We start from the raw sequence: 14,688 nt of genomic DNA on the forward strand, positions 1-14,688 counted from the left end.
CTATGGATTTACAAGTTAGAGCTATTAGCAATGTTAAAAATGTCAAAATATCAATTGTGGATATTACAGAAAGTCTTAATGAAATAAAATCACTTCAAAAATTAAATGAAATTGCAACAGAAGCGCTAGGGAGATCAATTATTGATACAGGATTAGTTAGTCTTTCAATAAAAGACGGTTCAAAAGTTATTACTAATATTAATGGTATGGGATTACTTGGATCAATAATTGCGGAATTTGATAACAACAAAATAAGAGGTTATGTTCAAAACAGAAATGTAGAAATTACAAAAGATGAAGAAACAAATGATAGCGATCTTGCTAGAGCCGTTGGTAAAAATGGGTTTTTACAAATATCAAGATATGATAAAAAAATACCAGAGCCCTACACATCTAGAATTGAAATTGTATCGGGTGAAATAAATATGGATTTTATGTTTTACTTGCAAAAAAGTGATCAAGTAAAATCTCTAATTACTTCAAGTGTTAAATTTGAAAACGGGAAAGTAAAAAAAGCATGTGGTATTATGATACAACTATTACCAGATTTCAAAGATGAAGATATTGATTTCATAGAAGAGAAAATTGGGACATTAAATTATTTAATTGAAACTTTAGAGAAAACTACAAATTACGAAGCTTTAATTAAAGACATATGTGAAGATGCAAAAATTTTAGATACACAAAAAATTAAGTTTGAGTGTACTTGTTCAATTGAAAAAGTTATGAGCTCATTGAAATTGTTAAAAAAAGAAGAATTAGAAAAAGCTGTTAATGATGGTGAAGTTATTGAGGTAGTTTGTGATTTTTGTACTAAGCAATACAATATTAAACCAAGTGAAATTTCGTCTTTATTATAATAATGTGTTAAAATAATTCTAGTGTACTTAAAAATTCTATTAGGGAGAATAATATGGAAAACAAAGATAGCAATATTAAAGAAAGAAATAATATAAAACAAAATGAGTTTTTAATTATTGATAAACCTTCTTTTAGTGAAAGTGACGAATTCAAGCAATTGAAGCAAAAAGTTAGGTTTCAAAAACAACAAACATCTAAATTTTCTAAAAAAATATTAAACGGGGAAGTTATTTCAACAACAGGAAATAAACCTGATACAGATAAGTACGTTATTGAATTATTTGATGTAAAAAAATGATATCAAACAGGTGATGTATTAACACCAGTTCTTAGAGGTGTTGATCTTAAAATTGAAAAAGGTAAATTTATCGTTATTTTAGGACCTTCAGGTTCTGGTAAAACTACTTTATTAAATACAATTTCTGGTTTAGACAAAACAAGTGAAGGTGATGTTTTTGTTCTTGGTAACAATTTATCTTTATTAAAAGACTCACATTTGACAAAGTTTAGAAGAGAAAACGTTGGATTCATATTTCAACAATATAACTTACTTTCAAATCTAACAGCTAAGGAAAATGCTGAAGTTGGTGAAAATTTAAGTAAAAGCAAAGAAAATAAAATGTCTTTAACAGATATTTTTAAAACAATTGGTATGGAAGACCAAATGAATAAATACCCACACCAAATGTCAGGTGGACAACAACAAAGGGTTTCGATTGCTAGAGCACTTGCAAAAAACCCAGAAATATTATTTGGTGATGAACCGACAGGTGCTCTTGATGAAGAAATGGGTAGGAGAGTTTTAGAAATACTTGTTGATATAAAAAACAAATATAAAACTACAATAATCATTGTCACTCATAACCCAAATATTAGTGAAATTGGGGATACTGTAATACATGTGAAAAATGGTTTGATTGACAATATTAAAAATAACTCTAATCCAAAAAAACCATCAGATATTGATTGATCTTAAAAGTACTTAGAGGTACTTTTTTATTTGTAAATAAAAAGTATATAATTAAATTATGATATGGAGGTAACTATGCCAGTATTCACATTTAAAGGTGATAATTTAGACAAAGTAAAAGAGTATCACAAAAAAATAGGTGAGTTAGCACTTTTGGTAAATGCAAAGGTTGAAAATTTTGTATTTATTTACGAACATATTAACTTAATTACTAATGATAATAACATTAATGTATTATATGTTTCAGTAGAATGACTAGGGAGACCTTTAAAGCAAGAGGTTGTGGCCTCTCATTTGCAAGAGTTTTTCGAAAAGTTTTATAAGAAAATATACTTAAAATTTACAGAGATTAATAATTTTATGTACTTAAACGGTAAGCTTATTGGATAATGAAAATAAAAAATATAAATATTAACGGAAATTTATTTTTAGGACCGATGGCAGGAACTACAAATAGTGCATTTAGAACTATCTGTAGAGAAAAAGGTGCTTCACTTGTATATGCAGAAATGGTTAGCATGGAAGGGTTAGTACATAACAATCAAAAAACAAAAAAAATGATATACGTTTCAGAAAATGAAAAACCGACATCACTTCAAATTTTTGGATATGATGTCAATTCTTTTGTAAAAGGAACAAAAATAGTAGACCTAAATTCTGATTGTGACATAATTGATATAAATATGGGTTGTCCTGCTCCTAAGGTAGCTATGAGAAGCCAAGCAGGTGCAAATTTATTAAAGTACCCAGAAAGAGTTGGAGAGGTTATTAAAGCAGTTGTTGAAAGTACAACTAAACCCGTTACTGTTAAAATGAGAATTGGATGAGACGAAGAAAATAAGAATGTTGTTGAATTAGCAAAGATTGCAGAAAAAAACGGAGCATCAGCAATTGCTGTACACGCTAGAACAAGAAATCAATTTTATAAAGGTAAAGCAGATTGAAATTGAATAAAAAAAGTTAAAGAATCCGTTAAAATACCTGTTATAGGTAACGGTGATGTTATTGATGGCAAGAGTGCAAAACAAATGTTTGAAGAAACAGGTTGTGATGCCATTATGATTTCAAGAGCAGCACAAGGCAATCCATGAATTTTTAAAGAAATAAAATACTATTTAGATAATGAAAAAGAACTAGGCAAACCTAGTTTAGAAGAATGAAAAAACACAATCAAAAAGCATGCTCAACTTCTAATATCAGAGTTGGGTGAAGAACATGCAATCAAAGAAATGCGTAAGCAACTCGTTTGATATATAAAAGCGTATAATAAAAGCGACAACTATAAAGAAATGCAACAAAAAGCAGTTTATATAAACAATTTCCAAGATTTAGAAAGTGTTTTAGAATTATATTAAGAAAGGATTATAAAATGAAAAATAATCAAGATAGAAGCTTTACTGAACAAGAACTTGTTAGAAGACAAAAATTAGAAGATCTTGTTAAAAACGGAAGAGACCCATATGTTGAAAATAGTTATGAAAGAAGTCATACACTTAATCATTTAATAGAACAATTTGATGGATTCTCTAAAGAAGATTTATCAAAAATTAGTGTGGGTAACGAAGTTACAACAGCAGGTAGGGTAAGACTATTTCGTGAAGCAGGTAAAAAAGCAATATTTGCAAATATTCAAGATCAAGAAGCTACTATTCAACTTTACATTAGAGAAGATGAAGTGGGGACTGAGGATTTCTCCTATTTCAAAGATATTGATTTGGGTGACATTATTGGTGTTAAAGGGATAATGATGAAAACAGATCACGGAGAATTAACAATAAGAGTTAAAGAATACAAACTATTAACAAAAGCGCTTAAACCATTACCAGATAAACATGCTGGTATATCAGATATTGAAGAAAAATATCGCCGTAGATATGTTGATTTAATTGTTAACCCAGAAACAAAAAAAGTTTTCCAAAGCAGAAATAAAATTATTAGAACAATCCAAAGTGTTTTGGATGAAAAAGGTTACATGGAAGTGGAAACACCAATATTACATTTAAAAAAAGCAGGTGGAGATGCAAAACCTTTTGTAACTCACTACAATGCTTTAGATACGAATTTTTATTTACGTATCGCAACTGAGCTTCATTTAAAAAGATGTATAGTTGGTGGTTTTGAGGGCGTTTATGAAATTGGAAGACTTTTTAGAAATGAAGGAATGAGTACAAGGCATAACCCTGAGTTTACATCAATAGAAATATATGTTGCTTATAAAGAAATGAATTTTTTAATGTCTTTGTGTGAAGAAATTTTTAGAACATGTGCTTTAAAAGTAAATGAAACAACTAAAGTATCATACTCAGGTATAGAATTTGATTTTTCAAAACCTTTTAAAAGATGACACATGGTTGATGCAATAAAAGAAGTTTGTGGGGTAGATTTTTGAAAACATATGTCATATGAAGAGGCCACTAAATTAGCAAAAGAACATAATGTTAAATATGAAAAATATCATTTTTCTGTAGGACATATAATAAATTTATTTTTTGAACAGTATGTTGAAGATAAAATTATAGAACCTACTTTCGTTATAGGGCATCCAAAAGAAATATCTCCTTTATCAAAACTTAATAAAGATGATAATAGATTTACTGATCGTTTTGAATTATTTATAAATAAAAGAGAGTACGCAAATGCATTTGCTGAATTAAATAATCCAATTGATCAGTATGAAAGATTCTTAGACCAAATAAAACAAGCAGAAGCAGGAGATGAAGAGGCATCAGAATTAGATATTGACTTCATTGAAGCTTTAGAATACGGTATGCCACCAACAGCGGGTATTGGAATAGGAATCGATAGATTGGTTATGTTGTTAACAAACTCAGAATCAATAAAAGATGTATTGTTATTCCCTCAATTAAGACCAAGAGGTAAATAATGAAGTATGGAATTGTCTTGGGTTATGTCTCAAAACTTAATTTTAAAGAAACTTTAGCGTCTATTGAAGAAATTAAAGACAGCATTTTTTTTGGACTAAAAAATGATCTAAAACTAATTTCTGTTGATGGTGGTTTAGTTACAAACAAAAAAGATTGGTTAAATGATGATTTTCAACAAACAAAAAGACCAATCGATTTTGATGTGATTGATTATAAAGGTTTTGGAGAAATTATAATTGCAAATAATAAATGGAGAAGAAATTTAATTTCTAAAATTGAACATCTAGAACACAAAAAAGGCATTATATCTAAATTTTCAACAATAGATAGAGATGCAAAATTAGGTAATACAAGTTCATTAATTTATGATGAATTAGGTATTGAAATATTAGCTAAAGAACTTGATCACCAATATTTAGATGATTTTATAGTTAAAATATATAAACAAGTTTATGAAACAGATAAAAAAGTAAGCTCAAATCATAAAATCTTAAAATCTTTACATTTTTCTAAAACACTTACATTTGTAACTTATAAAAAATTGAGGGAACTTTACCCATTATTAACTTTTAAAGAAAGAATTAATAAATTTGCAAAAGAAAACGGAAGTTTTGTTTTAAAAGATTATGTTGAGAAAATTATAAATCATAAAAGTATGAACAGTTTTTCAGAAGATGTCTTTAATTTTAAAACATTCTCAAAACTTTATGTTTATAATAGCGAATGTGAAAAAGCAGTTTCAATAGGATATGCTTCATATCAAGTTGATAGGGAAGTTTTAAGAGAGCAAAATTTATTACTTAAAGAAAATTATAAAAACAATAATAATTATAATTTTTTAATCAAATCTAATAAATTACCCTTAACTTTATCGGCAGGTTTGTTTATAAATAGAATAACAATGATCATTTTAGAAAAACAACATATTGCAGAAGTTCATTCTTCTATATGATCAAATGAATTTATAGAATACTGCAATGCAAACAAAATAAAAATTTTTTAAGGAGTAAAATGATAAGTGCAATCATTGTAGCAAATGGAACATCTTCACGTTTTGGAGAAGAAAATAAATTATTAGAAAATATTAATGGTGACTTTGTAATAACTTTAGCAATTGAAAAATTTTTAAAGGTTCCAAGTATTAAAGAAGTAATTTTAGTTTCAAATGATGAAATTTTTAATGTAATAAATACTGATAATATAATTAAAGTTTATGGAGGAAAGACAAGACCTGAATCAGTTATGGCTGGTTTAAAAAAAGCCTCACAAAAATATGTTATGATCCATGACGGAGCTAGACCATTTGTTTCGAGTTCTTTAATAAACAAGTTAAGTAAAGAATTAGAAAAGCATCAAGTTGTTGTCCCGATATTAAATATTACAAGTAGTTTAAAAATGTATGATAATAATAAAATAAAAACTGTTAATAGAGAAAGTTTTTTCCAAACTCAAACACCTCAATGTTTTAAAAAAGATATTATTATTAATGCTTATGAGAATATTAATACCAAATGGGTTGATGATCTTCAAGCAATAGAGGGTATAGATAACATAGATGTTAAACTAATACCTGGAGAAATAAGCAACATTAAAATTACTTTTAAAAAAGATATAATAGGGTAATAAAAATTTTAGAGATTTAGTTAAATGATTATTAAACTTACATTACAAATATAATAATCATTTTTTTTATTTTTAATTATAAATTTGCAATTTATTATATAATAAAAAAGCGAGTTAATTTTTATATTAATTCCTTGCCTTTTTTAGGCCAATAGACCACAAGGAGAAACTATGATAAGAAAATACGAAATTATGTATATCGTAGACAAAGATGTTGCAGACATTAAAAGTGTCGAAAAAAAACTTAGCGATATTTTGACTACAAATTCAGGGAAAATTTTAGAATCTGAAAATTGAGGATTGAAAGATTTTGCATATGAAATAAACAAAAAGAAAAAAGGACACTATATTGTTTTGATCGTAGAAACAGATTCTTCAAATATTGCAGAATTTGAACGTGTGTCAAGAATTGACAAAAATGTAGTCAGATATTTAGTTATTAATACAGAAAATGAAAAAAACTATATTCAATCTACAAAGTATGCTAAAACAGACATGACTAAATATAGAGAAGAAAGAAAACAATCTCGCCCATATGAAAAAAAATACAGAAGAGATGACAATTTTGAAAAAAAAGAATTCAAAGAAAATAAGGAAGACACTCCAAAATCTGTATCAGATAATGTTAAACAAGAAACTTCTGTAAAAGCAGAAACATTAAAAGAAACAAAACCAAAAACAACAAAAGAAACAACAAAAGAAACAACAAAAGAAACAACAAAAGAAACAAAACCAAAAGCAACTAAAGAAAAAAAAGCTTAAGGATGGTGAAATTATGAACTCTGTAAATTTAATAGGTAGAATAACTAAGGACCCTGAACTAAGAACTTCAAAGGATAATAGAGCATTTGTTGCCTTTACTTTAGCTGTAAACGAATTTTCAGGTGGTAAGCAGTATACACAATTTGTGCCTTGTTTTGCTTGAGAAAAAACTGCTGAAAATATGAGTAAATATGTTAAAAAAGGTGCTCAAATTTCGATTGAAGGATCAATTAACGTTAGACAAGAAAACGTAAATGGTCAGTATAACCAAAGCGTTTTTGTTAGAGCTAATAGAGTGCAATTTTTATCAAACTCAGGTCAAGACGCAACCTTAAATAATCAAGACAGATTTTCAAATTTTACAAATCAAGGTAATTTAAACGAAAGTCAATCAGGTCCAAATCTTGATTTTGATTTAATCGAAGATCAAAAAGTATCTGATGATGATTCTATTCTTTGAGAAGATTAATAAAGGAGAAAAATAATGGTAAAAAAATTTGTAAGAAGAAAAAAAGTTAATTTCTTCGCTAAAAATAAAATCGATTATATAGATTATAAAGATGTAGATCTATTAAAAAAATTTATTTCGATTAATGGACAAATCCTTCCAAGAAGGGTTACAGGTACTTCACCAAAACATCAAAGAATGTTAGCTGTTGCTATAAAAAGAGCAAGAACTATGGGTTTAATTCCATTTATAGTTCAATAAAATATTTTAATAACACTCAATATTGAGTGTTTTTTATTTGTTATAATTAATATGGTGATTTTATGAAAGTAATTCTCTTAGAAGATATTAAAAACTATGGTAAAAAAAATGACGTTGTGGAAGTTTCTGATGGTTATGCAAAAAATTTTTTAATTCCTAAAAAACTTGCTAAAATCGCTTCTTCAAATGAGTTAGGTCATTTAAGAGTGATTAAGAATAAAGAGACTGAATTTTTAAAACAAAAAGAAGAAGAAATAAAAAAACTGGCATCTGAAATTGAAAAAATAACACTCAAATTTACTTTAAAATTTAAAGATGATAAAGCTTTTGGTACAATTTCTTTAAATCAAATTGTAGAAGTATTAGAAAAAAGTTATAATTTAATAATTGACAAGAAAAAGTTTGAAAAGCATGAAGTTATTAATAAGATGGGCTTATTTTATTTGAAAATAAAACTTTCAAAAAACAATATAGCAACCCTTAAAGTTAATGTAGAAGGAAACAAATAGAATTTATGAATCTAGAAACATCATCAGAACAATTCAATAACAAAACTCTAGTAGATTTAGAAAAAACAGTTCTATCTATTGCAGTGCATTCCCCAAAAGCATGTTTTGAGATTTTAACACAACTTAATAAAGATGACTTTTTTTTAAAGGAACACGGCATTATATTTCAAACCATAAATGATGTTTCTCAGGAAAGTAGAATCATAACTTTAACAAAACTTATTGAGAAGCTTGAAACAACTAAAAAATTAGATGAAGTTGGTGGTATAGAATACATTTCAAATATTTCTGGATATTACATTACCGATGAAGGTTTCGAAGATTATATTGATCTTGTATTTAAAAGTTCTATAGGTAGAAAACTAGATAAAGAACTTGATTACATAAAAAAATTAAGAGAAAATAAAGTACCAATTGATGAAGTTTTTTTAGAAACTCAACAAAGAATTTTGGATATAAAAACAGATGTTCATAAAGATGAAGCAACTGAAGTTAAGGAAATAATTGTTGATGTAATTAAAAAACTAGAAGATTTAGAAAAAAATCAAGAAATAATTAATGGTGTACCTTCTGGTTATTCTGAATTAGATCAAATGACTAGCGGATGACAAAAAGGAGATTTTATAATCCTTGCTGCCAGACCCTCTATGGGTAAAACTGCATTTGCACTTAACCTTGCAATTAATGCTTCAGAATATAATAAAGGTGTAGCATTTTTTTCATTAGAAATGCCAAAAGAACAACTAGTACAAAGAATTCTTAGTGCGACTTCAAAAGTGGATTCCAACTCTTTAAGAAATGCAAAAGGACTTACTCCAGAAACATGAAAAAGAATTTTTGCGAGCGGAGAATCAATTGCAAATATGAATATTGTAATAGATGATTCACCAGGTTTAAATGTACTTCAATTACAATCAAAACTAAGAAAAATGAAAAGAGACTTCAAAATTGATATTTGTATTATAGACTATCTGCAATTGGTATCTTCAATTTCAAGTAGATTTGAAAGTAGACAAAACGAAGTAGCTGCAATATCTAGACAATTAAAAAAAATTGCTAGGGAATTAGATATGCCCATAATTTGTTTATCTCAGCTTTCTAGACGTGTTGAAAGTAGAGAACAAAAAATTCCTCTTATGTCAGATTTAAGAGATAGTGGGGCAATAGAACAAGACGCCGATATTATTATGTTTTTGTATAGAGATGCATATTATGAAAATAAAAATGCAAATTTTGATTCAGCGGGTACAACAGACGAAACAGATGTTATAATTTCTAAGCATAGAAACGGACCTACTGGTACAATTAAAGTAAACTTCATGAGAAATTATGGAAAATTCCAAGAGCAATCCAAGAAGTAAGTAAAGAAGGAGAAAGTTATGAGAAAATTAATATCTGTTTTATCAGCTTTAATGCTAACTAGTACGGCTGCCATTAATACAATTTCTTGTGAAGCACCAACAGATGCAATGAAAATTTTAGTTGGAGGTAAAGAGAAATTTGAGTTTGATTGGAGAGATGAAAAAAAAGAAATAAGTGCAATTGACTTATTTGCAAATGACAAAAATAAATTATTATCAAATCTAACAATCCAAATTTTAGAAGCATTCACATACACAGATAGTAAATATCAAAATATTGAGAAAAGAATTAAAGAACAAAAGTTTTTAGGTAAAGAAGGTTTAGGATTATCTCTTGATTATATTCTTAACGATTCATACACCGACAAAAAGGCTAAAGTAAGTTTTGAAGATGATTCTGTTAAAGATAATTTTATTGAAGACTTTACAAAATCAACAAAAAATACAAGATTTAAAACCATTGACTATAATATTAAAGATATTTCTTTAGACAAAACAAAACTATCTGGGAAATTTGGGAATAATAGCGAAAATAAAGATAAAGAAGTAACAACATTTAATGGAGAAAACTCTTTTGGTGTTCCGGTTGTTAAAGAATTTAATGATAAAGGTGATCTAGAAAAAACTTCAGAATTAAAAAAAGATAATTCTCCGTTTGGACAAACAAGAAAATCAAATTTGCTTGACTATTATAATATGAAATGAGAGGAATTTTACCCAGATTTATTTGCTAATGATAAGTTTGGAAGTTTTAAAGATTATAAAGATAAATCTGTCTTTGCGATGGAATCTGCTGATGCAGAAAACTTTTATGATATTTTAGCTAAGAATGCAACAATAGAATCAAAAAAATTATTAGCAGGTGTAAATAAAAATACTTTTGCTTTATTACATAAACAATTAAATGGTAAAGGGGATAAATTAGAAATAGGGTTTTTAATGCCTTCTGACTTCTTGATGACTGAAAGTATCGAAGGTTCAAGCCTATCTGATTACAAAGACACTCCATATGATATTTCAAAAGGGTCAAAAATATTTAAGGAAAATGAAAAAGAAGAAATTCAAGCGCAAGATACAAAAAATAATGAAAATAAAACATTTGTATATGCTAAGTCAGATTTAGCGCCATCAATTAAGTTAAACTTTTCAGTTCCTATTAACGACGAGAAAGAAAAAAGTTATGATGTAAATATAACTGGTTTAAATAATGTTATTGTTGGTATGTCTCTTGCAAGTTTTAAAATCAGTGAAGTTAAAGATGAATCAAGTGATAAAAAAAGAACTGATGTTGTGTACTATTGATATGAACCAACAATATACCAATTTTCAAAAGATAAATTCTTTAAAATTGGTACTGAAAATATGTTTTCAGCTTTAGATGTTGAAAAAGTTAATATAAAAATCTCTAATAGTAAAGAATAGACCTTTGTCTATTATTTTTTATTTAAATATGAGATAATTATTTATATTTTAAGGTGCTAGTATATGAATTATTACATAAAATTTGAAAACAATTATTATAGTGTAGTGGACTTTAGAAACAACATAATAATAGCGTCTTTCATAAAAGAAGAAGATGCACACCGTTTCATTCAGTCAATGTTTTACGTACTCAGTCCATATTCATATAGTATGCCAAGACTATCATTTAATAATTTAGCTTTAGGAACAGTTGCTCCATCATATCCTTTATATGAAGGGGCTATGGGGTTTGCACCCGTTCCTTTTAGTGGCCAATCAGTTTTTCACGGACAATCAGCACCACTTTACAATGACTTTTTAACTAATAATATGCCTATGGGACGTTTTAATAATTTTTCAAATATGCAACATCCACAAACAAGTATGTTTTACAACCCACAAACAAATCCATACCAACCTCAACAAATGAACCCATATCATCAACAACAATATCAACAACCTCAACAAATGAACCCATATCATCAACAACAATATCAACAACCTCAACAAATGAACCCATATCATCAACAACAATATCAACAACCTCAACAAATGAACCCATATCATCAACAACAATATCAACAACCTCAACAAATGAACCCATATCATCAACAACCATATCAACAACCTCAACAAATGAACCCATATCATCAACAACAATATCAACAACCTCAACAAATGAACCCATATCATCAACAACAATATCAACAACCTCAACAAATGAACCCATATCATCAACAACAATATCAACAACCTCAACAAATGAACCCATATCATCATCATCAACAACCAGATAATTTAAGTGAAAACAATAACCCGTATTTAAATAACAGTAAAAACCAAAATGGTTTTAACAATAGACAAAATCAAAACCAATATGGGTATGAAATGGATAATACTTTAAATAGTGGTGGATCTAATTTTAATCATTTGAACCAGAATCAAGAAAGTAGTTTTTTAAAAAATAAAAAGAAAAAACGTGATGAGCTATTTAATGATGATACTTTAAAAACTGAAATGCAAAACTTTGACATGCCAAATAATGAACCAATTATTTTTAATGATGATACTTTATCAATAGATGATTCAGTATTTAGTGAAGATAAAATGGGAGCAATTTATAAAGACCCAAATGATGATCCAAATATAATTTATAACAGCACTGATGATGACAGTTTGGGAGAATTATCAGCATATAAAGATTTAAATAAAAAAGAACTAAAAAAAAAAGAACAAAAAGAAGAAATAAGTAGTTTGTTACAAGAAGGCATAGATAATAAAATAGAAGATAGAATAAAAGAGATATTACAGAAGGAAAAAAAATCAGTTGTTGAAGAACAAAAAGTTGTTGAAGATCAAAAAGTTGAACCAACGATTATCGAAGAACCAAAAGTTCTTAATAATGAGCTTGAACCAAACAATGCTCCATTTAACTTAAAAAATAATGTAGACGATAATGTAAAAGAATTAAAAGAAATAACTTCTAATATTGAAACAAGTAATGTTGATAATAATAGAAGTTCTTTTCTTAATGTAAATAAAAGTATAGATGAAACTATTTCTAATAATAGTTCTGAAATTCATAATAATAATAGTTATAATCAAGTAGATGTTTTAAATAATAAAAATGAATTGGGCGCTATCCATAATGACTATGAGGAATCTTTAAAAGGTGATATAAAACCTATTGATAATAGTAAAATAGAAGTTCTTAATAAAAAAGATGTTACAAGGACAATTACTAGTTTATATGAAGATAACTTGGTAACTTCAAATAATTTTGTTTCAAAAAGAGATGATTTAATTGATCTAGGACCAATACAAGAAGAAGATGAAATTTTTTCAACACCGCGAAGAGACGCTGAACTTGAAGATTATGAAAACTTTGCAACCAGTCGAAAAGAAAAGAAAATATTAAGAAAAATAGAAAAAAAACAAATTAAAGATAATAAAAAAAAGAAAGAATAAGTTATGGAGTGAGAAAATTTATTATCAGTAGAATGATTAAAATTAATTAAATCATCCAATTTAGATGATAAATTATCTAATATATGAAATAAACTGAAACAAAAATCTAATTTCACACCACCACTTGAAACAATATTTAGGTTATTTCAGAATATAGAACCACATCAAATTAAAGTTATTATTATAGGCCAAGATCCATATCATGGGGAAGGCCAAGCAGATGGAATAGCATTTAGTAGTTTTAATAATTTAAAGACACCAAGAAGCTTAAGTAATATTTTTAAAGAACTTAGTAATGATTTAAATATAGATCATTCTAAAAATAACAATCTTATTGGCTGAGTTAAACAAGGTGTATTTCTAATAAACACTTCTCTAACAGTTAAATTGCACAAACCCAACTCTCATAAAGATATAGGTTGAAATGAATTTATTATTGAACTTTTAGAAAATATTAATAAAATAAATTCAAATATTATTTATTGTTTATGAGGTAATTGTGCAAAAAGTATATATAATAAATTTAAGAAAAAAGTGGAGGATGTAATTGAAACAACTCATCCTTCTCCCTTTAGTTTTAATAGAGGTTTTTCAGGAAGTAAAATTTTCTCAAAAATAAATGAAAAGCTATTAAAAAAAGGATTAAATGCAATTGATTGAAGACTTTAAGAGGTATTTATGGAAAAAATTAGTAATTGGTTGTTAGATGGTAACAACCTTGCTTATGCAATGTCAGGACTTATAGGTGCATTTATATTGGCATATTTTATATACAATACTTTTTCATATGTTGTATTGAAAGAAAGATATCATGGTATTAGATTTACAACTAAAAACATAGCTTACATAACTATGTTTACTGCAATTAATGTTAGTGTTACTGTTGTTATTTCTCTTACAATTCCCATTACTGTTTTTCCTCCTATTAGAATTGCCTTTGAAGGGGTTATGGTTAAAATAACTGGATTTATATTCGGACCAATTATTGGGGTTTTAGTTGCGGTTATTACAGAAGTGTTAGTAATGATTTTTGTACCTTCGTTCATTCACCCTGCTTTTATTATCGTTGTTATTTCATTTGGATTTATAGCAGGTATTGGTTCTAGTTTATTAAGACTTGGTAAGGGTTATAATTGAGTGAATATGCTTTTGATAAATTTGTTTATTGTTTGCTTTGCAGTTTTTATACTAGTAATAACAGATTATTACACTGGGGATATAAACATATTTGACATAAATGTTACAAAAGAAGTTTATAAATGGTTCTTTTCAGGATCGATACTTGTTTGTTTGTTTTTTATATGGATTATATATTTTGTATTATTTTTTAAAAAAAGCACAAAAACACTTCATATATTATTACCAATTATATTATTTGCAACCGCATCAGAATATATCTCAACATCTTTAATTTCGGCTTGGGGGGATGCTGGATTTTTAGGTATTGAAGGTTCAAAAGGATATAGTGCTATGCTTATTAGTAGATTAATACAAGCACCTTTAAAAATATTATTTAACTCAACAGTTTTATATTTCACTTATAAAGCAGTACACCCATTAATTAAAAGAGATAGATAGG

17 protein-coding genes are annotated in these 14,688 nt (G+C 27.2%); 16 read left to right on the forward strand and 1 reads right to left on the reverse strand.

All coding sequences use genetic code 4. The features are described from left to right. Nucleotides 1-2: 2 nt before the first annotated feature. The 13 genes from SLITO_RS00075 (at nucleotide 3) to SLITO_RS00135 (ending at nucleotide 11,102) form a co-directional block, all read left to right on the forward strand. Nucleotides 3-860 carry an Hsp33 family molecular chaperone HslO gene (locus SLITO_RS00075; RefSeq protein ID WP_075057783.1) on the forward strand — a complete coding sequence of 286 codons (858 nt, stop codon included), beginning with the start codon at nucleotides 3-5 and terminating at the stop codon, nucleotides 858-860. A 53-nt stretch (nucleotides 861-913) separates the two neighbouring features. Next, nucleotides 914-1,837 (forward strand): ABC transporter ATP-binding protein, encoded by a 924-nt coding sequence (locus SLITO_RS00080; RefSeq protein WP_083433306.1) that lies wholly within the window; start codon nucleotides 914-916, stop codon nucleotides 1,835-1,837. A gap of 69 nt (nucleotides 1,838-1,906) precedes the next feature. Next, entirely contained in the window at nucleotides 1,907-2,221 is a 315-nt protein-coding gene (locus SLITO_RS00085) for a DUF1904 family protein (protein WP_075057784.1), read from the forward strand. Continuing rightward, entirely contained in the window at nucleotides 2,221-3,186 is a 966-nt protein-coding gene (gene dusB, locus SLITO_RS00090) for a tRNA dihydrouridine synthase DusB (protein ID WP_075057785.1), read from the forward strand. The genes SLITO_RS00085 and dusB overlap by 1 nt, the downstream gene beginning before the upstream one ends. Before the next feature lie 14 nt (nucleotides 3,187-3,200). Then, on the forward strand, nucleotides 3,201-4,715 hold the full coding sequence (gene lysS, locus SLITO_RS00095) for a lysine--tRNA ligase (RefSeq protein ID WP_075057786.1): 1,515 nt from the start codon (nucleotides 3,201-3,203) through the stop codon (nucleotides 4,713-4,715). Then, nucleotides 4,715-5,719 carry a class-II aminoacyl-tRNA synthetase family protein gene (locus SLITO_RS00100; RefSeq protein WP_075057787.1) on the forward strand — a complete coding sequence of 335 codons (1,005 nt, stop codon included), beginning with the start codon at nucleotides 4,715-4,717 and terminating at the stop codon, nucleotides 5,717-5,719. The genes lysS and SLITO_RS00100 overlap by 1 nt, the downstream gene beginning before the upstream one ends. Nucleotides 5,720-5,727: 8 nt before the next feature. Next, nucleotides 5,728-6,339, forward strand: a complete 612-nt coding sequence (locus tag SLITO_RS00105) for an IspD/TarI family cytidylyltransferase (RefSeq protein WP_075057788.1) — start codon at nucleotides 5,728-5,730, stop codon at nucleotides 6,337-6,339. Nucleotides 6,340-6,510: 171 nt separating this feature from the next. Next, nucleotides 6,511-7,101, forward strand: a complete 591-nt coding sequence (gene rpsF, locus SLITO_RS00110; protein WP_075057789.1) for a 30S ribosomal protein S6 — start codon at nucleotides 6,511-6,513, stop codon at nucleotides 7,099-7,101. A gap of 13 nt (nucleotides 7,102-7,114) precedes the next feature. After that, a complete protein-coding gene (locus SLITO_RS00115; RefSeq protein ID WP_075057790.1) occupies nucleotides 7,115-7,570 on the forward strand; it encodes a single-stranded DNA-binding protein in 456 nt (151 codons plus the stop codon). Nucleotides 7,571-7,582: 12 nt separating this feature from the next. Further along, nucleotides 7,583-7,810 carry a 30S ribosomal protein S18 gene (gene rpsR, locus SLITO_RS00120; protein ID WP_083433308.1) on the forward strand — a complete coding sequence of 76 codons (228 nt, stop codon included), beginning with the start codon at nucleotides 7,583-7,585 and terminating at the stop codon, nucleotides 7,808-7,810. 62 nt (nucleotides 7,811-7,872) lie between these two features. Then, nucleotides 7,873-8,319 (forward strand): 50S ribosomal protein L9, encoded by a 447-nt coding sequence (rplI, locus tag SLITO_RS00125; RefSeq protein ID WP_075057792.1) that lies wholly within the window; start codon nucleotides 7,873-7,875, stop codon nucleotides 8,317-8,319. Nucleotides 8,320-8,324: 5 nt separating this feature from the next. Next, a complete protein-coding gene (dnaB, locus tag SLITO_RS00130) occupies nucleotides 8,325-9,680 on the forward strand; it encodes a replicative DNA helicase (protein ID WP_075057793.1) in 1,356 nt (451 codons plus the stop codon). Nucleotides 9,681-9,698: 18 nt separating this feature from the next. Continuing rightward, nucleotides 9,699-11,102 carry a hypothetical protein gene (locus SLITO_RS00135; RefSeq protein WP_075057794.1) on the forward strand — a complete coding sequence of 468 codons (1,404 nt, stop codon included), beginning with the start codon at nucleotides 9,699-9,701 and terminating at the stop codon, nucleotides 11,100-11,102. 385 nt (nucleotides 11,103-11,487) lie between these two features. Here the strand turns inward: SLITO_RS00135 and SLITO_RS06055 are convergent, their stop codons facing one another. Continuing rightward, nucleotides 11,488-11,913 carry a hypothetical protein gene (locus tag SLITO_RS06055; protein WP_075057795.1) on the reverse strand — a complete coding sequence of 142 codons (426 nt, stop codon included), beginning with the start codon at nucleotides 11,911-11,913 and terminating at the stop codon, nucleotides 11,488-11,490. Here SLITO_RS06055 and SLITO_RS06060 point away from each other — a divergent pair. The 3 genes from SLITO_RS06060 to SLITO_RS00155 are packed head-to-tail and all read left to right on the forward strand — an operon-like array spanning nucleotide 11,904 to nucleotide 14,687. Next, complete coding sequence (locus SLITO_RS06060; RefSeq protein WP_075057796.1) at nucleotides 11,904-13,109, forward strand: hypothetical protein; 1,206 nt, start codon at nucleotides 11,904-11,906, stop codon at nucleotides 13,107-13,109. The genes SLITO_RS06055 and SLITO_RS06060 overlap by 10 nt on opposite strands. Before the next feature lie 3 nt (nucleotides 13,110-13,112). Continuing rightward, nucleotides 13,113-13,778 carry a uracil-DNA glycosylase gene (locus SLITO_RS00150; RefSeq protein ID WP_075057797.1) on the forward strand — a complete coding sequence of 222 codons (666 nt, stop codon included), beginning with the start codon at nucleotides 13,113-13,115 and terminating at the stop codon, nucleotides 13,776-13,778. Nucleotides 13,779-13,787: 9 nt separating this feature from the next. Then, complete coding sequence (locus tag SLITO_RS00155; protein ID WP_075057798.1) at nucleotides 13,788-14,687, forward strand: hypothetical protein; 900 nt, start codon at nucleotides 13,788-13,790, stop codon at nucleotides 14,685-14,687. Nucleotide 14,688: the final 1 nt, after the last annotated feature.

The organism is Spiroplasma litorale (assembly GCF_001267155.1).
GTDB lineage: Bacteria > Bacillota_I > Bacilli_A > Mycoplasmatales > Mycoplasmataceae > Spiroplasma_A > Spiroplasma_A litorale.